Annotated in this window: 19 protein-coding genes; 10 read left to right on the top strand and 9 right to left on the bottom strand. The window is 55.4% G+C overall.

Translation table 11 applies throughout. From position 1 onward, the window contains the following. Positions 1-165: 165 nt before the first annotated feature. Positions 166-819 carry a class I SAM-dependent methyltransferase gene (locus K8I84_RS09815; protein WP_223794580.1) on the top strand — a complete coding sequence of 218 codons (654 nt, stop codon included), beginning with the start codon at positions 166-168 and terminating at the stop codon, positions 817-819. Here K8I84_RS09815 and K8I84_RS09810 read toward each other — a convergent pair. Together K8I84_RS09810 and K8I84_RS09805 are read right to left on the bottom strand one after the other, a co-directional pair. After that, on the bottom strand, positions 786-3,287 hold the full coding sequence (locus K8I84_RS09810) for a YbcC family protein (protein ID WP_223794579.1): 2,502 nt from the start codon (positions 3,285-3,287) through the stop codon (positions 786-788). The two genes, K8I84_RS09815 and K8I84_RS09810, sit on opposite strands and share 34 nt — an antisense overlap. Next, complete coding sequence (locus tag K8I84_RS09805; RefSeq protein ID WP_223794578.1) at positions 3,284-4,828, bottom strand: NADH-quinone oxidoreductase subunit L; 1,545 nt, start codon at positions 4,826-4,828, stop codon at positions 3,284-3,286. Before K8I84_RS09805 ends, K8I84_RS09810 begins: the two co-directional genes overlap by 4 nt. Before the next feature lie 115 nt (positions 4,829-4,943). Here K8I84_RS09805 and K8I84_RS09800 point away from each other — a divergent pair, with 115 nt between their 5' ends. From K8I84_RS09800 to phnE (K8I84_RS09760), 9 genes are all read left to right on the top strand, one after another. Further along, complete coding sequence (locus K8I84_RS09800) at positions 4,944-5,852, top strand: LysR substrate-binding domain-containing protein (protein WP_223794577.1); 909 nt, start codon at positions 4,944-4,946, stop codon at positions 5,850-5,852. A 198-nt stretch (positions 5,853-6,050) separates the two neighbouring features. Next, entirely contained in the window at positions 6,051-6,923 is an 873-nt protein-coding gene (locus K8I84_RS09795; protein WP_223794576.1) for a hypothetical protein, read from the top strand. After that, a complete protein-coding gene (locus tag K8I84_RS09790) occupies positions 6,920-7,063 on the top strand; it encodes a hypothetical protein (RefSeq protein WP_223794575.1) in 144 nt (47 codons plus the stop codon). Before K8I84_RS09795 ends, K8I84_RS09790 begins: the two co-directional genes overlap by 4 nt. 77 nt (positions 7,064-7,140) lie before the next feature. Next, on the top strand, positions 7,141-7,995 hold the full coding sequence (locus tag K8I84_RS09785) for a CHAD domain-containing protein (protein ID WP_223794574.1): 855 nt from the start codon (positions 7,141-7,143) through the stop codon (positions 7,993-7,995). Positions 7,996-8,198: 203 nt separating this feature from the next. Continuing rightward, positions 8,199-9,158, top strand: a complete 960-nt coding sequence (locus tag K8I84_RS09780) for an HAD-IIA family hydrolase (RefSeq protein ID WP_223794573.1) — start codon at positions 8,199-8,201, stop codon at positions 9,156-9,158. Positions 9,159-9,192: 34 nt separating this feature from the next. Beyond that, positions 9,193-10,170: a phosphate/phosphite/phosphonate ABC transporter substrate-binding protein gene (gene phnD, locus K8I84_RS09775; protein ID WP_223794572.1), complete on the top strand. Its 978-nt coding sequence runs from the start codon at positions 9,193-9,195 to the stop codon at positions 10,168-10,170. Between the two features lie 90 nt (positions 10,171-10,260). After that, positions 10,261-11,082 carry a phosphonate ABC transporter ATP-binding protein gene (gene phnC / locus K8I84_RS09770; protein WP_223794571.1) on the top strand — a complete coding sequence of 274 codons (822 nt, stop codon included), beginning with the start codon at positions 10,261-10,263 and terminating at the stop codon, positions 11,080-11,082. Next, positions 11,079-11,882 (top strand): phosphonate ABC transporter, permease protein PhnE, encoded by an 804-nt coding sequence (phnE, locus tag K8I84_RS09765; RefSeq protein WP_223794570.1) that lies wholly within the window; start codon positions 11,079-11,081, stop codon positions 11,880-11,882. Before phnC ends, phnE (K8I84_RS09765) begins: the two co-directional genes overlap by 4 nt. Positions 11,883-11,884: 2 nt before the next feature. Continuing rightward, positions 11,885-12,709 carry a phosphonate ABC transporter, permease protein PhnE gene (gene phnE / locus K8I84_RS09760; RefSeq protein WP_223794569.1) on the top strand — a complete coding sequence of 275 codons (825 nt, stop codon included), beginning with the start codon at positions 11,885-11,887 and terminating at the stop codon, positions 12,707-12,709. A gap of 107 nt (positions 12,710-12,816) precedes the next feature. On the opposite strand, the gene K8I84_RS09755 is transcribed toward phnE (K8I84_RS09760), so the two are convergent. From K8I84_RS09755 to K8I84_RS09725, 7 genes are all read right to left on the bottom strand, one after another. Further along, positions 12,817-13,575 (bottom strand): transporter substrate-binding domain-containing protein, encoded by a 759-nt coding sequence (locus K8I84_RS09755; RefSeq protein WP_223794568.1) that lies wholly within the window; start codon positions 13,573-13,575, stop codon positions 12,817-12,819. Positions 13,576-13,769: 194 nt separating this feature from the next. Next, positions 13,770-14,471: a pseudouridine synthase gene (locus tag K8I84_RS09750; RefSeq protein WP_223794567.1), complete on the bottom strand. Its 702-nt coding sequence runs from the start codon at positions 14,469-14,471 to the stop codon at positions 13,770-13,772. A gap of 240 nt (positions 14,472-14,711) precedes the next feature. Next, positions 14,712-15,500: a hypothetical protein gene (locus tag K8I84_RS09745; RefSeq protein ID WP_223794566.1), complete on the bottom strand. Its 789-nt coding sequence runs from the start codon at positions 15,498-15,500 to the stop codon at positions 14,712-14,714. Between the two features lie 120 nt (positions 15,501-15,620). Further along, positions 15,621-18,779 carry a type I restriction endonuclease subunit R gene (locus tag K8I84_RS09740; protein ID WP_223794565.1) on the bottom strand — a complete coding sequence of 1,053 codons (3,159 nt, stop codon included), beginning with the start codon at positions 18,777-18,779 and terminating at the stop codon, positions 15,621-15,623. Positions 18,780-18,842: 63 nt separating this feature from the next. After that, entirely contained in the window at positions 18,843-19,898 is a 1,056-nt protein-coding gene (locus tag K8I84_RS09735; RefSeq protein WP_223794564.1) for a restriction endonuclease, read from the bottom strand. Beyond that, positions 19,898-21,325: a restriction endonuclease subunit S gene (locus K8I84_RS09730; RefSeq protein ID WP_223794563.1), complete on the bottom strand. Its 1,428-nt coding sequence runs from the start codon at positions 21,323-21,325 to the stop codon at positions 19,898-19,900. Before K8I84_RS09730 ends, K8I84_RS09735 begins: the two co-directional genes overlap by 1 nt. Further along, on the bottom strand, positions 21,315-23,027 hold the full coding sequence (locus tag K8I84_RS09725) for a type I restriction-modification system subunit M (protein WP_206644283.1): 1,713 nt from the start codon (positions 23,025-23,027) through the stop codon (positions 21,315-21,317). The genes K8I84_RS09730 and K8I84_RS09725 overlap by 11 nt, the downstream gene beginning before the upstream one ends. Positions 23,028-23,268 lie beyond the last annotated feature (241 nt).

Below are 23,268 nucleotides of genomic sequence, written 5' to 3'. Positions count from 1 at the left end.
CTGGCCGAAGCTCTCAAACTTGGCAATGTCAGCGCCATTCGATGCCGGAGGTGTGACCACCGTCAGGTTTTCGGGCAGGCACGCCAGCACCAGCTTCCGCAATCAATACCGAGGTCGTAGACTGCAAAGCCTCAAGGAAGGACAACGGACAAAGCGGGAAGTGTCATGCGCGACAAATATAAATACATCGGGCCTCTTTACGATTTCCTTAGCAGCATCTATGGCGGTGAAGCCATCCACGACTGCAAGCGGGCGATGCTGACCCCCGAGTACGTGAAGCCGGGCGACAAGATCCTGATTGCGGGTGTTGGGCATGGGAAGGACGCCATCCGCGCCGCCGAAATGGGTGCCGATGTCACGGTGGTGGATATCTCGGAAACCATGCTCAAGAAATTGCAGGCGGCATTTGAGAAACACCCCGATGACCTCAAGGTGCGAGTGGTACACGCTGACATCCTGAAGTTTGAGGAGTTCGAGCGTTATGACATGGTCGTCGCCAATTTCTTCCTCAACGTGTTTGATGAGGCGTTCATGCGCAAGCTGCTAAGTCACCTGGTGCTGTGCGTGAAGCCCGGTGGCACGTTCGTCATCGGCGACTTCTCCTATCCCAGCGGCAACCTGCTGGCCCGGGGCGTGCAAAAGGTTTACTGGTACACCGCGGCGATCATCTTCTATTTTGCCTCCGATAACGCGGTGCACGAGATCTACAACTATCCGGAATTAATGGAAGCCGAGGGGCTGAGTATCAAAGACACCCGGCGTTTCAGTTACCTCGGCATGAATTGCTACACCTCTGTGCTGGGCGCCAAGCCGGCCTGACGTGCGGCGTGCCAGGGTTTCTGGTCGCCGGGTTGATAAGTCTCAACAGCATCTCCGTCCAGGCGCGCCAGGTACAGCCACTGATTGTCCACGAGGTTCCTCACCACCTCGTGGCTTTCAATAACCCGCTCGATCGATTCTCTCGGGGCATCAATCACCACCGTTAGCCGCAACGGTTCGTGCCGGAAGCGTTCACCGTCGTGCACCGACTGCCACGCCAGGCCAATGCGTAAATCGCCGCCGTTGCCTTCAAACACACCCAGTCGGCCCCCAACCACGTTGTGCAGGGTTTTGTTGCCGCTGCCAAAGCGTTGGTTGTCCACGGTGGATGCGTAATATTGCATGTTGATCCAATGGGTGACGATCATCGGAGCGGTCATGATCTGCTCTAGCAGCTTGCCATCCGGGTCGTTGCGGTGATCGTAGTCGTGCAGGAAACTGCGACCATCCAGCGACAGACCCCGGGTATGGGATCTGGGGGCCACCACAAACGCCGCGTTGTTTGCCAGTCCCCACTCCGGGCGGGTTTGTGCCCAGTCGCTGGCGCGCAACTTGATGGCTTTTTTCAGCTTGTCGGTTTTTTCCCGCAGGTGTGACAGGCCAAGCGCCGGCGATCGCTCCCGGCGGGCGCCTTCGCCCGCTTGGCCAAGCTGCTGCGACAGCGTATCCAGAGCGCCATTCAGTTCCCCCGGCACGTCGTCGGTATCGAACAGCGCCACTTCATCGGTGGTGGTGTTGTGCAGTGCCGCGATGAACCAGGTACTGCCAGGTATGTTGATCCCTTGCCCACGGAGCGCGCCGCGCACCTCCGTGTCGTTCAGCAAACCGGCCAGCGCCCGGGCGTTGATCTCGCCGGTCTGGCCGCAGCAGGCGCCGCAATCCAGGCCCGCACGCTGGGGGTTGTTTTCGGTCTGGCTGCCATGGCCTACCAGTAACACAAGAGGGGCGAAGTCCTCCGTCAGGTTCATGCCTTTGAGCACGCGGGTGGCGATGTCCACCTGGGCACCCACATCGCTGCCCACATCGCTGCCCACGGCGGTGATCAGACTCGGACGGGCGCTCTGGGCAGCACTCAACGACAGTCCATCCTTGTTTCTGGCGCAGCCCACCCTCGGCGCACTGCGCTTGATCAGTTTCCCCACATAGCCAAGCCCGAGGGTTTCCACCAGCGTAAAGGCAGAGGCCGGCACCGACGTGAATGCACGCCAATTCAGGCGGTTTTTCAACGACTGCTGACGCTGGTGAACGATCTGTTCATCAGCGGCGGAATCGCCGGAGGAGTCGGTTATCTCCAGCGCCGGTGCCAGCAATCCAGGCAATTGGGGGCGCCGGGCCTCGGTGCCCAGGGGGCGGTAACTGATGGGTAACCCAAAGAAGCCGGCAAAGCCAAACGTCTGTATGTGGTCAGATTGCGCTTCCAGGTGGCGGCGAAACACTTCGGATCGGACATCGATACAGAACACCGCCTGAACGTCCGGCGAGGTCTGCACAGCCGGTGCCGGGCGATGGTTTGTGAGGCTCTGGAATAACGATTGCTGATAACTGATCTCGTGGGCCCGTTGCCAGAGTTGTCGCAAGGCTCGCTCGGGGCGATCTTGTTCCTGAAAGTGCTCGCGCCAGGCGCTTTGCCAGCGATTGAACACCGAACCCGGGTGGCGTTTGCCGTCGTCAATAAGGCTTTCCCAGCTCAGGCGAATAGCGAGCAGGTCCGTCAGGGTCTGATCATCGCCGCCTTCCAGTCGGGCCTGCCAGCGCCGGTAGGCACATCCGGCGGCCCAACCACTGATCCGCAGGAGGACGGCCTGCAGATAGGGCTGCCAGTGTTCCGGGTCAGGAACCAGTTGCTCCAGTGCTTGTTGGATCAGGGTTTCGGCATCGTCGGGCAGTTCCCTTGCGTTGCGGGGAATGTCCGATGCTTTCATCAGCAGGGCGACACTGTGGTCATCGCCCAGGGTTTTGCGCCAGGCGCTGTAGAGCTCGGCGGTTTGATCGGGGTGCCAGTCGGCTTGTTCCCGGTCGAAATAGGCCGCGCAAAACTGTGCGATCTGGTGGGTGATGGTGTCGCACCAGGCGGGCTCATGGAGCAGGTTCCGTTGTCGATCCAGGGCATCACATAGCAAGGGGGCCGGTGTTGGCTCCCGTTCCTGATCATCCAGCGCGGCAATCAACTGCCCGGCGCTCACGGACGCAGAGTGTTCCTCAATCGCCCGGGCCAGGTGGGTGCGTTCAATCGTACCGGCTTGCCAGCGCTCACGGTAGTAAGTCAGTGACATCGCCATCGGTGATCCGGCCAACCGGTCCAGCGTTTCCGCAGTCTGACTGAAGGGGGCAGACACGTGTTGCCAGTACGGATTGACGGCAATCATCCGGTCCAGCGGCCAGGTTGGCGCAATGCTGTCGCAGGCGCTTTGAATGGCTTCGTGTACCTCGGCCTGAATGCTGGTTTGTGCCACGACGGATGCGCTCATTTGACGGCTCCCAGTTGTGCAGGATGACGGTTAACCGAGGTTTTAGCCTGCGCCGGGCTCAGGCGCGCCGGCCACAGCTTGAACGTCAGGCGAGTGAAGCTTTCATCCAGATAGAACCCACAGTAGGCCCACGGGTAAAACCGTTCGGCGAACTTGCCCCGGGGGAAACAGCGCAGCCATATCTGGGTCACGTACAGGCCCCCGATCATGGCGAGCACCCAGGTGGTGAGCAGGATGGAAGGTTCTGAGGAGGCCGGGGCCAGTTCGGCAAACAGCAGGTGCCAGACCATGTAAAGCTGGGTCAGTCCTACGCCCCGGAAGGTGCCCAGCAGCAGGTGAGGGGTGCCTTTTCCATGTTCCAGCCAGAGCAAGGGAGCCAGTCCAAAGGTAACGATCAGCAGCGCGGCCATGGGTATGTGCATGGTCGGCAACGCCACTTGCCAGAGCAGCAGGGTGCTGGCAATCAACACGGCTGTGATCAGGGGGGCCGCCAGCAGCCAGGGCAGGGACGAGGTTTGCCCCAACCCGCTGAACAGATCCTTGCGACGTGCTTCGTTCACCGTATCGCCGGAGCTCAGGAAGGCGTAGGCCTTGTACAGCGAGTGGGCAAGCAGGTGCAGCAGTGCCAGCTCATAGAGCCCAAGACCGATTTCCATCAGCATGAAGCCCATCTGGGCACAGGTCGACCAGGCCAGCCGAACCTTGATACTGATACGGGTCATCACCACCAGACCGGCGAGCAGCGCAGTCAGTCCACCGACGACAACGAGCATGGCCTGTGCCATCGGCGCCAGGATGATGAGATCCGTCAGACGAATCAGTACGAAGCCACCGATGTTTACTACACCCGCGTGGAGCAGCGCTGACACAGGTGTTGGAGCTTCCATCACCTGAATCAGCCAGCCGTGCAGGGGCAACTGGGCGGACTTGAGAATGGCGGCCAGTGCGAACAGGACGGCGGCAGCATGCAGCCCTGCCGGCAGGGTCTGCATGGAGGCTACTTGGGCATTCAGACCATCAAGCGTGAGCGTGCCGGTGCTGTGGTAAATAAGCCCCAGTGCGACCAGCAGTGACAGGTCCGCCAGTCGGCTGACAATGAACTTCTTGTGGGCAACGATTTGCGCGGCCTTGCGCTCCCGGTAAAAAGTGAGCAGATAATGCAGGCCCACACTGGTACCGCACCAGGCAAGAGCGACCACCGCCAGATGGTTACTGGTAACCAACACCCCCACACACGACAGGGTAAACAACAGCGCTCGCACGAACAGGGGCTGGCGAGGCTCACCGTGAAGGTAGCGGTAAGAAAACCGGGTGATTACCCAGCCCAGCAAGGCAACCAGAACGGTCATCACCAGGCCGAGGGCATCGTGGTCGCCTGATGAATCCAGCAGCGCCCAGCCACCGCTGATCAACGCGCCGGCAAGTCCAAGGTGGGCGGTGTTCCGGGCGATGCGCCAGACGCCTTGAGAGGATAAGAACGCAAGTAAGCATCCAACTGTGTAGGTGCCGGCGAGCAACCAACCGCTCGAAAGGTGTTCCATGGTGTCTGTGTGCCTCGGTGGGTTTGTTAAATAACTCCCTATAGTTTGTTGCTTATCCGTCGTTTTTTAAAATATATATAAATACATGAACCGTTCTAAAAAAGAGAACTGACGAATGAGAAGCCTGAACTTTCATCATCTGTATTACTTCCGGATGGTCGCCAGAGAGGGAAACCTGACACGCGCCGCTACGCAGCTGCATGTTTCCCAATCGGCGTTGTCCTCCCAGATCCGGAAGCTGGAGCAGCGCCTGGGCCGTGACCTGTTCATCCGGGATGGCCGAACGCTGCGCCTGACCGAAACGGGTCATCTGGTGCTCGCCTATGCAGACACTATCTTCAACCTGGGTGGCGAAATGCTGGCTACGGTGGAAAGCGGAAAGCTCGAGCGAGTCCAGCGCCTGCGCATTGGCGCTGTGGCCACATTGTCCCGGAACTTTCAGGAAAACTTCCTGCGCCCGGTGGTGGGTGAGGCGCAGATCAAACTGGTCATTCATTCGGCCAGCCAGGAGGAGCTTCTGGAACAGCTGAAGGTGCACAAGCTGGATCTGATCCTCTCTAACCGCCCAGTCGCCACCGATTCGGTCACTCCCTGGCGCTGCCAGCGTATTGCCCAGCGTAATGTCTGCCTGGTCGGCCCGGCGGGTAAAGAAGGCGAGCATTTTCGATTCCCGGAGGATTTGCCCAAAGTGAACCTGCTGGTGCCTGGCCCCAGCAGCAATATCCGCAGCCAGTTCGACATGTTGTGTCAGCAGCTTGGCGTTGAGATAGAACCCTATGCCGAGGTGGATGACATGGCCATGCTTCGTCTGCTGGCGCGGGATTCCGGAGGTGTCGCTGTGGTTCCCGAGGTGGTGGTTCAGGACGAACTAAAGAACGGAACCTTACAGAAATACGCGGTACTTGAGGGAGTGATGGAAAACTTCTATGCCATCACCACCAAGCGGCATTTTGATATTCCCGTGCTGAAAACCCTACTTGATCGCTGGAAAGACGCCACCGTTGCGGGCCCTGCCAACTTGTGATCCTCTCAGGATGATCTAAATTAACCGAAGGATTCACATAGCAAGACTGCAACTTGGCGGCGAGCGGGTGTCGGTCAGCCGTCCTACCTTTACCTCGCCCGATTCCTTCCATAGAGCAATGGCCAAAGGCCTGCGTCGCTCTTGTTGTTGGGGAGTTCCTCCAGTTTCACCTGGCCAGACGCAGCAAGGGGAGGACTCATGAGTGAAGGTATAAAACTCAATACCAGCATTATCGTTGTGGCGTTTCTGTTATTCGCCGCGTTCTTTGTCTACATGGTTGTAAACCAGCAGGTGCCGGGCAGCCTGAAAGTCACCACCAAAGGTGGTAACGCGTTTGAGCTGGATTTCAGCGAGCAGGAATATGAGCTGACCACCCTCATCGATAAAGTGATGGAGGATGAAAAACGGGCTGCCATCGTGCGGGCGACCCTCCGGGAAAACTACGACCTCTACAACGTCAAAAGCATCGAGTTTGTCGACTACCTGCGTCGCCTTTCCCCGCAGGACCAAGTGTCTGAGGAAATCATCGGGCTGCTGGTGGATGGCGCTGGCCCCTTTGATCATCAGTTCCATACCTATCGGAACATCCATACCCTCAGTGCTGCCCTCGAAATCATCAAACTAAATCCGGAATCGCCGGCCGCTGTTCGTCTCAGGGATGCGGCGGTGAATCAGGAAGGAATATTCAGGCAGATCGGCCAGCCGGTGGAGATCGCAGTGGTGCCACCTTCACGACTTTCCGATAACCATGCCTCTGTCTGCTCGCCCGGTAAACACAAGTACATCGGCCACGATCTGGTGTTAGCCAACAAGGATATGGCGGAAAGAATGGTGTCGGTGTACGCGCGTAATCCCTTTATCTGCTTTCAGGATGGCGAAGAGGTAAGGTCGCCCCTCATCACCATAAATAGCAACACCGCTGAGAAGCTCTACGGAGAGGGTGACGAGACGGGCCAGATCAAATCAGCGCTCATGTTCGTGGTGCCGTTGGGGTATCAGGTCAAGGCAATCGTTAATGACAGCACAACAAGCGTGTCCATGGTTTTTCATGGCACTGGAGGTGACCAATGAAAACAATGATTCTGTTAGCCAGCTTCTTCTTCGCATCCGCGGCTGCAGCGGATTGCATGTACAACGGCGAGTCCTACCCGACAGGTACGGTCATTGGGCCCCTGGTGTGCCAGCCCGATGGAACCTGGCAGCGGCGGTAAGGTCGTCGCTGTAAACCGCGTCGGCGGAACAATCATCGCTGCGAAAACGCTGGGCATGTAACGCCTCAGGAGGAGGCATGCGCTATCGACTCAGCCGCGACGGCAACTTCAACAAACAGCTCAAGCGGCTCATCCAGTCCGTCCATGAAGACATTGCTTTGTCCCTTCTGCATGCCACCCGGGATCCGGAAACCGGTGTGCATGAAGCCCGTAAACGCACCAAAGAAATCCGGGCACTGCTCCGACTGGTTCGGCCCTGGCTTGGCAAGGCCACGTACGCCGATTGGCGTGCTCGCTATCGCAAACTGGCGAAGAAACTTGGGGACACCCGCGATGCCGATGTGCGCCTGACGACCTGGCGGTTGTTGGTCGAAGAAAATCCCGAACTGCAGGCCAGGTCGTTCAGGAACGTCACTCGAATTCTGAACAAATACAAAAAACGTGCTCGAAAGAACCTTGGCGATGAACATTTCTTTCTGAGATTGGCCCAGGAGGTGGAGGCAGAACGAACGGCTTCCCGCAGCTGGAACCTGCCCAGCGCCCCGAAAGAACTCTCCCCAGTACTCCAGCGACTCCTCAAGAAAGCCCGACGTGCCGAAAAAAGGGCGCGTAAATCCGGCGACATAGAAGACTTTCATCGGTTTCGGAAATGTTCGAAAGACCTGTTTTACTGCTCCCGGGCGCTGAGGCCGGTGATGGGTAAGGAACTCAAAACATGGGTGCGAGAACTCAGGGATGTCACGGAAGTGCAGGGGCAGGCCAACGATCAGTCGGTGTTGCTGGATTATCTGAAAACGCATCGAGATGAGATAGCTCTGGATACAAAACATTGGAGAACTGCAAAAGGCTGTGTTCTGCAAACACAAAGAAAGCTTCAAAAAGTGACCCACAAACGAGCTCGGAAACTGTTCTCGGAGTCGATTGAGTTTTGAAAGATCTAAGTTGTCTCCTGAGTTCAGTGGGTGCGCCTTAAGCAACTGTGCCCCAGCCCAATATGGGTTGTGATCCGAATCACCATTTTTCCTTGACTTTCGTTGGCCTTCATACGAACTTGTACAAGTGCTTATGACGGCTAGAAATAATAATAGAAGGCGCTAAGCGCCTGAAAAAAATAAAAAAGGTTTGTTGTAGATTTATGACCCCGCAAGCGATTTTCGATCGATACGAAGAAATTCGTTGGCGCCTGCCCCTTTCTGGCCTGCTGTCTTCTCCGTTGCCAAAGTTACCCGAACACGTTAACGATCTGGGTGAAATATCAGCCCGGTTTGATGCTTTTCTGTTTGATGCTTTTGGGGTATTGAACGTTGGTGAACAAGCCATTGAGGGCGCCGCTTCCCGATTCCGGTCGCTGCAAGCGATGGGGAAGGATCTGTACATCCTGACCAACTCGGCCAGCTACGAGAAAGATTCCCTGGTGGCCAAGTTTCGCCGTCTTGGCTTTGAGGTTGAGGCGGGGAACATCATCAGCAGTCGGGAAGTGATGATTCACTCCCTGGTTGCCGCCGATATCTTTTCCGGCTCTGATATTAATTCGTGGGGAGTGATCAACGTCTGTAACCTAGCGGACTTCCCCAAAAATCTTCAGTACGAATCCATTTCCGGCGAGGGCGATGCGGAAGCCGTGTCCAGCAACGAACCGTTCCTGCAAGCGGATGGCTATATCTTCTTAAGTGCGGCGCAATGGAGTGATGCAGCTCAGGCCGAATTGCTCGCCCATCTCAAGCAAAATCCAAAGCCGGTGTATGTGGGGAATCCTGATCTTGTAGCCCCGAGAGAGGGCCGTTTTTCCCTGGAACCGGGATATTACGCCCATGAGCTGCTGGACCAGACCCAATGTCCGGTGGAATTCTTTGGCAAACCCTTTGGAAACACCTTCAGTTATGCCATCGAAAGGATAAGGAAAAACAACGCGCTTTTGCCGTTGGATCGAATTCTTATGCTGGGGGATACCCTGCATACGGATATTCTCGGGGGACAGGCCTCCGGAATTAAAACTGCCCTGGTGACGGATCATGGCAGTTATGCCGGGCAAGATGTGGCTACCTACATTTCTAAATCGGAGATCGTACCGGACTACATCCTGCCATCGATATAACGACAACAAACAACGGAATGATAAGGAACACGCGATGAGCAAAATAAAAACAATTGCCAAAGCCATAGCACTTGCCGGGATCACGGCGACGTTCAGCACAGCAGCAAGCGCCGCTTGCTCCAACCAGGGTACATTGGATGCGCGCTACTGTGACGCGGACAACGACCTGATTGCGGATATCCCTGCTGACTCCAGCCAGTGGCTGGATCCGGAAACCCTGATTTTTGCCTACACCCCGGTTGAAGATCCGGCCGTGTATAAAGAAGCCTGGGCGGACTTCCTGACCTATCTGGAAGAGCAAACCGGCAAGGAAGTCGTGTTCTTCCCGGTACAGTCCAACGCGGCTGAAATCGAAGCCATGCGCTCTGGCCGCCTTCACATTGCGGGCTTTAACACCGGTTCTAACCCTTTGGCCGTTAACTGTGCAGGTTATCGTCCGTTCACCATGATGGCCGGTGACGATGGCAGCTATGGCTATGAAATGGAAATCCTGACCTATCCGGGCTCAGGAATCGAATCCATTGAGGACATCAAAGGCAAAAAAATGGCCTTTACCTCACCAACCTCCAACTCTGGATTCAAGGCTCCGTCTGCCATTCTGAAGGCTGATTACAATATGATGCCTGAGCGGGATTTTGAGCCGGTTTACTCTGGCAAGCACGATAACTCCATTCTGGGTGTTGCCAACCAGGATTACCCGGCCGCGGCTGTTGCCAACTCCGTGCTGGGCCGGATGCTGTCCCGCGATGTGGTCACTCAGGACCAGATTGTGTCTATCTACAAATCCCAGACCTTCCCGACCACCAGCTATGGCGTGGCACATAACCTGAAGCCGGAACTGCAGGAGAAAATCCAGCAGGCATTCCTCAACTTCCCCTGGGAAGGCACCACGTTGGAAGAGGAGTTCTCCCGTAACGGCGAAGCTCAGTTTGTTCCCATTACCTACAAGGAACACTGGGATGTGATTCGCAAGATCGACGCCGCGAACGACGTTTCCTACTCCTGCTCTTAAAAATAAAGAGCTACCAAGAGGTCGACGGGCAGCGGATGTTCCGCTGCCCGGTTTTTCCACTGTTAAGCCTGTTTGTTAGGGAATGAATTCGTGCTCGAACTTGAGAAGTTGTCCAAAGCCTATACGTCTGGTGATTACGCCCTGAAGGACGTCAGTTTCACCATTGAGAAAGGGCAGGTCGTCGCGCTGATTGGACCATCCGGCGCCGGCAAATCGACCCTGATCCGCTGTATCAACCGTTTGGTGGACCCCACCTCCGGCACCGCCAGTTTAAACGGGAAGAACATCACCGCGATGCCCACACGAAAGCTGCGCCAGGTGCGCCGCCAGATGGGCATGATTTTCCAGGATTACGCCCTGGTGGAACGCCTGACTGTGATGGAAAACATCCTGTCCGGTCGACTGGGTTATGTCGGGTTCTGGCGGAGCCTGTTCCGTAAGTTTGGTCCGGAAGCCGAGAACGATGCGTTCGGTTTGCTGGAGAAAGTAGGCTTGCCCGGCTACGAAGATAAGCGAGCCGATGCCCTGTCTGGCGGCCAGCGCCAGCGAGTCGGTATCGCCCGTGCCCTGATCCAGAACCCCAGTCTGTTGTTGGTGGACGAACCCACCGCGTCTCTCGATCCGAAAACCGCCCGCCAGGTGATGCGCCTGATTCAGGATCTGTGTCACGAGCGCAACCTTGCTGCCATCATCAACATTCACGACGTGGCCCTGGCCCAGCAGTTTGTGGAACGGGTGATTGGCCTGAAAGCAGGGCAGGTGGCCTATGACGGACCGCCCGAAGGCCTGACACCGGAAGTGCTTACCGAAATCTACGGTGAAGAAGACTGGTCCGCCACCGTCCGGAAAGATGGCGACGAAGGCGCATCCGAAGCAGAGACCCCAGAAGCGTACGCGGTGGAGAAGGAATGACTGATACCGTTCAATTGAAAAGGTGGCGTCGCCCACCGATGATCAAGCGCACCTGGCTTCGGGCGCTGGTCTGGGTCGGTGTGCCGCTCTATGTGGTGTTGTCTCTTGGCAGCATGGAAGTGAACTGGGCGCGGGTGATCGATGGTCTACCCAGAGCCAAGGAGTTCATTCTGTCGTTCTCGTCGCCGGATTTTACGACTCGCTGGAATGATATCTACGAGGGCATTTATGAAAGCCTGGTGATGGCTTTTGCCTCAACGGTGGTGGGCATTCTGATCTCCGTTCCCATTGGCCTGGGCGCAGCAAAGAACCTGGCTCCAACGCCGGTTTATCTGGTTTGCCGTGGCATCATTGCGCTCTCGCGGGCCTTGCAGGAAATCATTGTTGCCATTCTGATGGTGGCCATTTTTGGCTTCGGGCCGTTTGCCGGTTTCCTGACTCTCGCGTTCGCGACGATCGGCTTCTTCGCCAAGTTGCTGGCGGAAAGAATAGAGGATGTCAGTAAGTCCCAGTCGGAAGCCATTCGCGCGACCGGCGCAAGCTGGTCGCAGTGGGTGTTGTACGGCATCCATCCGCAGGTTTTTCCAAGATTCATCGGACTGTCGATGTACCGGCTGGATATCAACTTCCGGGAATCGGCCGTACTGGGCATTGTCGGGGCCGGTGGTATCGGGGCAACCCTGAATACCGCGTTTGACCGCTACGAGTTCGACACGGCGGCGGCCATCATCCTGATCATCATCGCGCTGGTCTTGATGGCGGAATACACCTCCAGTTGGCTACGAGTTAAGGTGCAGTAAACATGGCGGTAAAGTTTTTAAGTGATGACACTAAGAAATGGCAGCGCCATGACCTGAAAACCAGCCTGATGATCTGGTCGGGCTGGCTGGCCGGGCTGGTACTGTTTGTACTCTGCTGGCAGATCATCTCGGAGGCCACCACCTGGTTCTTCGTGTTCGATGCGCCGCGTATTGCCGAGGATATATTCACGCGGGCGATGCCGCCGCGCTGGGAATACATCAACGAACTCTGGGAGCCGCTGTGGGATACCTTCAATATCGCCACCATCGGCACCGGGATCGCGATCCTGTTTGGTGTTCCCATGGCCTTCCTGACGGCCAATAACACCACCCCATCGCGTTACATCATTCGCCCGATATGCATGGTGTTCATCGTTGCATCCCGTTCGATCAATTCCCTGATCTGGGCTCTGCTGACGGTCGCCATTCTGGGGCCTGGTGTGCTGGCAGGTGTGGTTGCCATCTCGCTTCGTTCCATTGGTTTCTTTGCAAAGTTGATCTATGAAGCCATTGAAGAAATCGACACCACGCCAGTAGAGGCTATCAGGGCAACGGGCGCCTCGCCCTTGCAGGTGATGGCTTATGCGGTGTGGCCTCAGGTGAAAGCGATTTTCGTTGGGGTGGCCGTGTTCCGGTGGGATGTGAATATTCGTCACTCCACCGTACTGGGCCTGGTGGGTGCGGGCGGTATCGGCCTTCAGCTTTCTTCCTCCCTCAACACCTTGGCCTGGCCGCAGGTGTCTCTCATCATCCTGGCCATCTTGCTCACCGTGATCTTCTCCGAGGCCATCTCGGCGCGGATTCGGGCGCATATTATGAACAAGTAAGTTCAGAGGCCTCAGCAAGGCAGGAGGTAAGTTGGTCTTGCCGAGTAAAGGCAATAAAAAAGCCCCCGAGACCGGGGGCTTTTTCGTGTTTGGCGGAGAAAGCGACGTCAGAGTTTGATATCGAAGCTAAAATACTTCGCCATCAGCTCGTCGTAGACACCGTTGTTCTTCAGCTTGTCGAGAGCAGCGTTAACCTGTTCCGCTAGCTTTCTGTCGCGCTTGCGCATGGCCACGCCCACACCCTCACCAAAAATCCGTGCCGGTTCCTTGATGAAGTCGCCGCTCTGCACGACCTTGGTGTCGTCCTCAGCCCATTGAATACCGACAGGAGCGTCGAGCATAACGGCGTCGAGGCGCTCGCCAATCAGATCGAGGTACATGTCGTCTGTCGTGGTGTAGCGAACAACTTCTGCGTCCGGAAGAATTTCCGCCACAAAGCGTTCCTGGTTGGTTCCGCGCTGAACGCCGATACGAGTGTTGCTGGTATTGCTTAGATCAAACTCCGACGAAGCCCGGGTGAAGAACGCTGAGGGGGTGGCGTAGTAGGGCTCAGAGAACAGCACCGCGTTGCGACGCTCTGCGGTGATGGTCATGGAAGAAATAATAAGGTCGTACTTTCGAGCAAGCAGTCCCGGAATGATGCCGTCCCATGCCTGTACTACCCACTCGCAGTCCTGGCCAGTGACTTCCTGGCACATGGCATTGCCCAGATCGACTTCAAATCCTGTTAGCACACCGTCTGGACCGCGCACGCCAAAAGGTGCGTAGGGAACGTCCATTCCAACTCGTAGCGGTTTTGCATCCCGCGCCAGTGCGAATGGGGTGGAAAGGGTGAGAGCAATAAACGTCAGAAGCAGAGTTCTCATGGATTATGTTTCCTGAATAGGGTACGAATAATTCCAATCCTATCTACATCGAGCGGGCTTCTGTTAGTCGAAAAAACCGATATTTGTGGGGAATGAGCATGGCTTTGTGATGGCTTATCTAATCACGGAGAGGTAGATGGGGTGCTCACACATCGGGTGAATGGTAGCGGCCGAATCTGGGAGTGTTTGCGGAATTAATGGCGCCGTACTGACGCTACCTGGGTTGGCGTCAGGCTCTGGTAGGCGCCCTGGGGCAGTTGGGCTGGCAGGGTGATACCGCCAATGCGTTCGCGGTGCAGGCTGGTGACCTGGTTGCCAACGGCATGGAACATTCGCTTCACCTGATGGTAGCGTCCTTCAAAGATGGTCACGCGCGCCTCGCAGGGGGCTAGCTGTTCTATTGCCGCGGGCGAGGTTGTGAGTCCTTCCCAGGCAAACCATATGCCCTCCGCAAACCGTTGCTCTGTTTCCTTGCTAATGGGCTGGAGGGTTTTTACCCGGTAGACCTTGGGGATCTTGACGGCGGGCTCAGTTAGCCGTCGCGACCAGTTGCCGTCGTTGGTCATAATCAGCAGGCCGGTAGAGGCCCGGTCCAGGCGCCCCGCAATGTGAAGGTGGGGGCGTAGCTCCTCAGGTACCAGTTCCATCACCGTTGGATGTATTTCGTCCTTTGTGGCACTGAGGTATCCGGCAGGTTTGTTCAGCATCAGGTAGTGGGCGGCAACCGCACGCTGTATCTCTTGATCACCGACAACCACACTCTCGAAACGTGACACCTCCCTGGCCGCATCGGTGCAGACCTCGCCGTCCACATGAACCTGCCCGGCGGCGATGGTCCGTATGGCCTGCTGTCGACTGACGCCATTCTGGTTGCTGAGGATTCGCGAGAGTTTCAAGAGATTCCAGGGTGATTCGAGTTGCTGTTAAGCGCGATGCCATCAGATCGCTGTCCTCAGTAACGAAAAAAGCCCCCGAAGTCGGGGGCTTTTTGGCGTTTGGTGGAGACGGCGCCCACTGAATAATGGCCTTATAGTATTGAATGATATGGTGTTTCGTTTTTTTGTCTGAGGTTGATACCCCCAATAATACCCCCGTAGAAGAGATTCTCTCTGGTCTGTCAGTCAGTGGATAAGCCTTTAAAACAGTTTTCTTTCTTGTGTAGTGATGACTGTTTTTTCCACGAACTGGAAAGTGAACCGTTCTGTCCCGACGTTAACTGCGAATGTGTAGAAGGACTCGGGTCTCTGGTCGAAACGAGTCATCTCTGATTTAAACATGCCCCCGTATGCCTGGTCTGGGAATATGGTTGTTTTTTGAAGGTAGCCATCCAGCGAATTCAGGCTTTTTTGCAGGTCTGATTCGATGTTGTTGATTCCTGCTTGGGCATTAGCCTGAATTTGCGCGTTAGCGGCTGCTGAGGCTGCTGGGTTGTATGAGTATGACTGCGTCGATCCGTAATAGGACGCTGAACCACCAGTGCCGTAGGCAGTGCCAGAACCATAGGTCGTCGTAGTTTGCGGCTGGGAGGCGCTGAGGCTTTGAGCCATCGCGCCTAAGGCGACTGCGGTTCTGCGGGATTGTGCTTGGCTGACATATTTCTTTTTTAACTGTTTGTATGACAGCAAGCCGATTGGATTCTCATCTTGAGTAAACGAAATGTCCTCAACGCTTATCGTCACCGGAGTGTCTGTGAGGTTTTGAACAAAAACGTCACCAGTAACAGCGGACCAAGGGTTCTTCTCATCAAGTATGGCAAGGCGGACGATATACTGGTCAGACTGACGTTCTTGGACGATCCAGCCAGAGGAGTAATAGGCGCCAGCATCAGCGGCGTTGAAGCTTGTGTTGATTTTGTGGAAGGTACAGCCGCTGGTTATCGTTACTGCCAATGCGATGGTCAGGATGATTTTTATTCTGGTAAACATTGAAACCGGTGGTCCTATCGAAATTCAAATTTGAGGCTAACTTAAACCATGTTTTTATATGGGCTTCAACATGGATTGAGTAAAGTTCCCGTCTGGCTTCTGTATAGACTTATGCGCCTGTTAGTTTTGCGTCCAGTGGTTGGATAACGCCTCTGCCTGCTTCATCACAAGCTCAACGGCTTCAGGAGCCTTGTCAGGCGGATATTTGTATCGTTGCAACGTTCGCCGTACCAGAATCCGCAGCTTGGCCCGCACACTCTCCCGTACTTGCCAGTCCACGGTGGTGGATCTGCGCAGTTTGTCGGTGATATCAACGGCGATTTTCTTCAGGATCTCATCCCCGAGTTCGCGTACGGCGCTCTCGTTGCTAGCCAGGGCGTCGTAGAAGGCCACCTCGTCTGGATTCAGGCCGAGTCCTGCATCACGATCCAGTTCAGCCTGGAACTGTTTGGCCATGGCGATCAGCTCTTCAATGACCTGCGCGGTCTCGATGCCTCGGTTGTTGTACTTGCGCAGCGTCTCTTGTAACCGCTCTGCGTACTTCTTTTCCTGCACGACGTTATTGCGCGTTCGGGCTTTGATCTCGTCCTTAAGCAGCTTCTCAAGCAGCTCTACCGCAAAGTTCTTGTAGGGCATTTGCCGAACGTCTTCCAGGAACTCGTCGGAGAGCAATCCGATATTGGGCTTGTCCAAGCCGCAGAGGGCGAAGACATCGGTTACGCCATCCGCAATTACGGCGTTGTCCAGAATCTGCTTGAGTGCGGAGTTCTTTTCCTCTTCGGTCAGTTTTTTGTCCACGCTGGTGAACTTGGTAATAGCTGTCTTCACCTGCGCGAGGAAGGCGACTTCTTTCTGAAGTGGCTGGGCCTCATCCAGGGTGGCACACAGTGAGAATGCCTTGCTCATGGCCAGGACGGTATCCAAGAAGCGCTTCTTGCCGTCCTCCAGGCTGAGGATGTAGTTGGCGGTGGGTACAAGCAGTTTGAAGGGGTCGACCTCAAATCCGCTGTAATCGAAGCCCCTGCCTTTAGGGCCGGGAGCGAACATACCGTGAATGATGTCCAGCTTTTCCAGTAGGATGGCATAGGCTTCTTCGGCACTGTGTGTTGGCTCACCTTTGCCCTTTGCGTCGGTGTAAGTTTTCAGGGCTTGCTTAAGCTCGTTGGCGATCCCGATGTAATCCACAACCAGACCGCCAGGCTTGTCCTTAAAGACTCGGTTCACCCGAGCGATGGCCTGCATCAGGTTGTGGCCCTTCATCGGCTTATCCACGTACATGGTATGGCAGCACGGGGCATCGAAACCGGTGAGCCACATATCCCGGACAATCACCAGTTTGAGCGGGTCGTTGGTGTCCTTAAATCGCTTCTCCAGCCGCTTCTTTGTCTGCTTGTTGTGGATGTGCGGTTGCAGCAGCGCTTTGTCGGATGCTGAGCCCGTCATCACAATCTTGATGGCACCTTTTTCTGGATCGTCGTCATGCCAGTCTGGCCGCAGCTGAACGATCTCGTTGTATAGGTGAACGGCGATCTCCCGGCTCATGGCGACAATCATGGCCTTGCCATCAATCACGCTGGAGCGTGCTTCGAAGTGGGTGACAAGATCTTCTGCGATTTGTTGTAGACGAGGGCCGGACCCGACCAACTTCTCCAGTCGGCTCCATTCGCCTTTGGTTCTTTCTCGCGCGCCAACGTCCTCTTCGTCCTCAACGACCTCATCTACTTGATCGGAAAGTTCATCGATAGCATCACGATTGATGTCTAGCTTGGCGAGACGGGACTCATAGTAAATGGGTACGGTTGCGCCATCCTCCATCGCATCCTGGATGTCGTAAATAGACACGTAGTCGCCGAATACTGCCCGGGTATCTTTGTCCTCACTTTCGATGGGGGTTCCAGTGAAGCCAATGAATGAGGCATTGGGCAGCGCGTCGCGCATGTGGCGGGCATAACCGTACTTAAACTTGCCATCCTTTTTCAGGGTGGCTTTCAGGCCGTATTGGCTGCGGTGAGCTTCGTCTGATATCACCACGATGTTGTGACGGTCGTTCAGCACGGGGTGACTGGATTCATCGTCCAGCAGGGCAAACTTCTGAACCGTGGTAAAAATGATCCCGCCTGATTCTCTCTCGGCCAGAAGACGGCGCAGAGCATCGCGGTCGTCGGCCTGCACCGGCTCCTGCTTTAGAAGTTCTCGGGCTGCGCTGAACGTGGCGAAGAGTTGGCCATCGAGATCATTTCGGTCGGTGACCACAATCAGGGTCGGGTTATTCATCTCCGGCTGTTGCAGCAGTTTGCCTGCGTAGCAGCACATGGAAATACTCTTGCCGGAGCCTTGAGTGTGCCAAACCACCCCCGCTTTTTTGCTGCCGGGGAGCACGCCGTCGGCGTTGGTGGTTGTCGTTTCGCCAGAGCTTCCCCCGGTCGAAGGTTGAGCGGCAATGATCGTTGCTTTTACTGCTTCTCGCACCGCATGGAATTGGTGATAACCGGCGATTTTCTTGATGAGTTTGTCTGAGTCTGATTCGAAAATAACGAAGTGGCGGATGTAATCCAGAAACAATTCCCGGCCGAAGAAGCCCCGAACCATGGTTTCCAGCTGCCGCTCCATCAAGGGCTTATCGTCTTCGTCCTTGATGGTGCGCCAGGGCATGTATCGCTCCTGGCTTGCTGTGAGAGAACCCACGCGGGCGGTCCATCCATCACTGATGATCGCGGCTTCGTTGAAGGCGAAGAGGTCGCTGACCTCATCCTTGTAAGTTTGAATCTGGTGGTAGGCATCCCAGAAGTCTGCACTGTCCGAGCTAGGGCTTTTCAGCTCTAAAACTGCTAACGGAATTCCATTGATGAAGCACACAATGTCCGGACGACGTAGTTGCTTCGAACCTTCAATGGTGAACTGATTGATGGCCCGAAAGCGGTTAGCGGTCAGATCGCCGAAATCCAGTAGAAACGCCTGATCATGAATCTCCTTGTCTTCGTTCTTGTAGCTGACCGGCACGCCGTCTAGTAGAAGGCGGTGAAACGATCGGTTGCTGACGACGGTATCCAAGCTTTCCGGTTTTTTGGCGACGGCTACAGCCTGTTCCACGGCACTTTGCGGCAGGTGAGGGTTGATGCGGCGAATTGCTGCCTCAAGGTCCGACAGAAGCAGGACTTGTTTGTAATCGGCGCGTTCTGGCGCCTCGCCATCAGGAGCCAGATCAGGTCCGTGCGCGACTTCCCAGCCACCTTCAGCGAACCATTCCAGGCATTGTTGTTCTAGTTGGTCTTCCGTCATCAGTCCGTTCCTATACCGCTCCAGCTACCTGCGACTCAGGCAAATCTCATTTTGAGAAAAGCATCAGTCCTCAGATGCAACTACCGTCCAAACCCGTTTAAGCGGCAGTTGGGCTTTCAGTTCGTCTTCCAGCTTGTCATAAACCGCGAAAAGTTCGTTCAACAAATCGTCCTGTGACCACAACCGTAGGCGGAAGAAGCTGCTGGCCATATCCTTCTGTACGTTTTGCTTGAAGCCTCCCCAGGCGACGAATAGGCCGTGGTCTGCGTTGAACTTGGACATGGCCCCTAAAAGCTTGTCCACGGTTGGGCGATCCACTGTGCCTGTGCCGGACTTCACCTCGACGCAAATGGTTTGGCTGCCGAACCCCATCATGCCGTTGGATGCCAGAATGTCGGCGCCACCGTCGGCCCCTTCTGGGCTTTGCCAGACCGTATAGCCCTGTGCTTTCAAGATCGACGCCACCAGGCGAGTGAGTTCATGGCCCTTAAATTTTTGCTCGATCAGAGCGACGACCTGTTGTTTCGCCAGGTCGGCAAGGTTGAACTCGACGCTGTCGTCGTCGGATATATCGTCTGCTTGCCCGCTTACAGCGTTGCCTGTGTGCTTCACAAGGGATTTAGTGCTTTCAGCTTTCCACCCGTTTTCGTACATGGCCTGCAGGCGCTGCAGCGCGTTGTTGCGGCGGATACGGCAAATGGTCATGAACGCCCCGAAGCTATAGAGCAGATCCTGGCCGAAGTGGGATCGAGGAATCTCCAAACCGAACCAATCGACTGTGCGCCAATGAAAGAATGGGTCCGGGCTTTCGGGGTTGTGGATGTAATCACCAGTGATTCGCCCGACGTAGACGACGGGCTGCTTCTTCGATGGTAGTACGACCCAATCCCCATTTTGCATGGATTTGGTAAATGCCCAGATCTGGCTGCTGTGGTTCTGGAGCCGCTTCAGCTTTTCATCCGGGTAAGCTTCTTCCAGGTGCTCAAGCAGGGACTCCCGACTGTCCAAAGCGGCCAGGTTCGCATTCAATCCATCCCAGGTCAGGTAGATGCGTCTTTCGTCCAGGAACTTTTGCTCGAACTCACCATGTGAGCCAGCACGAGTTAGCCAAAGCTCCATCAATTTTCCTCCCGAGCTGGTGCCAATGCGGGGGGCATACATGTCTTCGCTTCTGGTATGGAGAGCTCGCCGGAAAGGAGCTTGGGTAAAAGTGCCTCGCGTGTTGCCTCAAGCAGCTTTGACTCGGTGTTGTTCGAGTTGGATAAGGTATAGAACGGCTTGATTCGATCGGAGAAGCGCTGCATTAGTTTGATGGGGGGAAGCGTACAGACAAACTGCATGATCGCTTTCTTATCGCCACGGGGCATCTTCGCCCCTTTCGATGTGAGCATCATGTAATCGAAAAACTGGTCTTGATAGAGAAGGTTAAAGAGAAACTCGGTTGTGTGGTCGTGCTTGCACTTGAAGCCAAGGACATCGGGTGAGCGACCACCCTGAATATTTGCAAGCCAGATTTTCTTAAAGTAGGGCCTAATATTTGAAATCAAGATTTGTCCGGGCTCGAAGGCAGGAACTGAGGTCGAGGAGGGCAGTGAAGATGCGGTACTGATTCCCCGCTTATTTTCTAGCATGTTTTCCGTCGACACGTAAGAATCCGGCCCCAGATGTTCCGTTGAAATTCGTTCGTTCGGAAACTTCGCCACGTCATGAAGAGTTCCTGGATTCCAACCCTCGGGGACTTCCCCCAACTCACTATCCTGCATGGCCGACGGGAACAGCTCGGCGGTGGCACGGAGTTCTGTGTATTGCTCGGGCTGGTCGGTCTTCATGCGGGTTAGCTGGGCTTCTTCCTTGCTGGATACGGCCTGCATGGCGGCGAGCAGGGCGTCTTCCTCGCTGCCACCGGCTTCCAGTGCGGCGATCTTGGCTTTGACCGGCTCGAAATCGACAAACCAGCTTTTGAAGATGGCTTGAGCCATCTGTTCGAGGGTGAGGTTGATTTTGTGACTGATTTCAGCCCTTTCTTCCAAAAGTTTTAATGCCCGACCTATGTTTTTCTGAGTTTCTAGAGGTGGCAGACGAAACTCAAAGGACATTATTTTGCTTGGGGATGTGTGCTTAACAGTCGATCCGGTGGCGGAACTTACCACGTGGTGGCGGTATTCGCGAGAACGCATCAAGAAATACAGATAGAGCTTATCAAGCTCCTGACTTTTGATCTCGACAAGCCCGATACGTTGATTATGGAGATAGAGCCGACCCGAATGTTCCGGAACCAGTGCCGAGTACCCGAGGGTATCAGCCTGCTTACTGAGGTCAGTCATGGTTACTATCAAATCATCGGCTTTCAGCTTGTACCCCGCAGGAACCGGGCCGCTGTAGAATTTCAATTTGTCAGCTTTGAAGCCTCCGCCTATGGCGAAGTTCCCAGGTGTTACCAATACAGTATCCGTTGACGTATCGCTGAAAAATTCACCTTTGAAAGCGAACCCGTGTTTAATGGATATTAGGTCAACCAGTTGAACCAAAGGCCAATCAGAGCTCATATCCCAGCCCCTTAAGATTCTGCTTGATCTCAGCCTCCAGTCGCCCACTCTCAGTGAAATGTTCCCGTAACTGCCCGGTCAATCTCGCCATCTTCTCGGCAAAGGGCTCGCCATCGCCTTCCTGCTCCTGAGCACCCACATAGCGTCCCGGCGTCAGCACAAAGTCATGCTTCTTGATCTCGTCCAGGCTGGCGGATTTGCAGAATCCGGCGATATCCTCGTAACCCTCACCGCGCTGCCAGGCATGGTGTGTGTCGGCGATCTTGGCGATGTCTTCATTTGTGAAGTCCCGTAGCACCCGATCCCGCATGAAGCCCAGATTGCGGGCATCGATGAACAAGAATTCTTTTCGCCGGTCTCGCTTTTTCTCGTTGCGCACCATTCCGTTGGTTTTGTCTCGGGTTAGGAACCAAATGCACGCCGGAATCTGGGTATTGGTGAACAGCTGGCCGGGCAGGGCGACCAGGCATTCCACGAGGTCTTCTTCCACTAGCCGCTTGCGGATTTCGCCTTCGTTGTTGGTGTTGGAGCTCATGGAACCGTTGGCCAGCAGCAGGGCCATGCTGCCCGTAGGTGCCAAGTGGTGGATCATGTGTTGCATCCACGCAAAGTTGGCGTTGCCTTTTGGCGGGGTGCCGTATTTCCAGCGGCTGTCTTCGGCCAAGGACTCGCTCCACCAGTCCTTCATGTTGAACGGCGGGTTGGCCATGACGAAGTCCGCGCGCAAGTCAGGATGCTGGTCGTTGAGGAAGGTATCGCCATTCTTTTTGCCGAAGTTAAAGTCGATGCCCCGAATGGCCATGTTCATGGCGGCCAGCTTCCAGGTGGTGGGATTGGACTCTTGACCGTACACGGAGATGTGTTTTTTCTGTTCGCTGGCGTCGTAGAGCTGCTCTTTGGCGTGCTCTTCGATGAACTTGTCGCTGGAAACAAAGAAGCCACCGGAGCCCATAGCGGGGTCATAGACGCGGCCGGAGTAGGGTTCGAGCATTTCCACGATCAGGGTAACGATGCTCTTGGGGGTGTAGTACTGGCCACCCTGCTTGCCTTCAGCCAGCGCGAACTGGCCCAGAAAGTATTCGTATACATGGCCGAGGATGTCTTTGCTGTGCAGGCTCAGCTTCTCGCCGTTGAATACCGGCTTGGTGAAGGAGGTGTCGGAGAAGGTGTTGATCAGGCCCAACAGCTTGTCGTTCTCTAGCTGATACTGGCTGATGCGGTTGAGGATGCCTTTTAACTTGGTGTTGCTCTTCTCGATCTCTTCCAGGGCGTTGTCGATCAGCCAGGAGACTGAGCGCAACTTCACATCATTACCGGCATCGTCCTGCCAGAGTACAGTACCAACGGGCAAGACCGCTTTTTCTTTCAGGGTGCTCCAGCGGGCGGGCTTGGGTACCCAGAACACATTGGCTTCGCGGTAGTAATCCAGTACTTCCAGTTCTTCTATCAGCGCCTGTTGGTACTCTTCGTCGGTGTCATAGTCTTCTGGCGGAAGGTAATAAAGATCCTCGTTTTCGTCCTTGAACCGCGCCAACAGCTCTTCCTGACGTTCTTCGAAGGCATCGGACACGTACTTCAGAAAGATAAGCCCCAGCACTACGTGCTTGTAGTTGGCAGCGTCTAGGTTGGCGCGGAGTTTATCGGCGGCTTTCCAGAGTTTGTCGTCGAGGGCTTTGAGGAATTGTTGTTCCGTGTTGTTCATTGGTAGTTGAGGGCCTTGATTAGGGATTGTCCGCGCAGCGTCGCGAATTGCGGCCGAGAACAAGGGGCGAGTTCTATCCCCTTTGGTGTTGTGGAGGCCGCGTGCAAAAACGCATGAACATGGATTGTTAACTAGTCGTTATGGTGGTGTTTTACTGGAGTTGGCTCACAGAGACAAGCCAACCGACAACATGGTGGTAAATGGTAGTTCGGGGGAGATGGGCTTTACCCCGCAGGATCTG

It is taken from the genome of Marinobacter sp. F4216, from assembly GCF_019931195.1.
GTDB classification, from domain to species: Bacteria; Pseudomonadota; Gammaproteobacteria; order Pseudomonadales; family Oleiphilaceae; genus Marinobacter; species Marinobacter suaedae.
The sequence above is the reverse complement of the archived record's forward strand: the minus strand, read 5'-3'. Positions and strand labels throughout refer to the sequence as shown.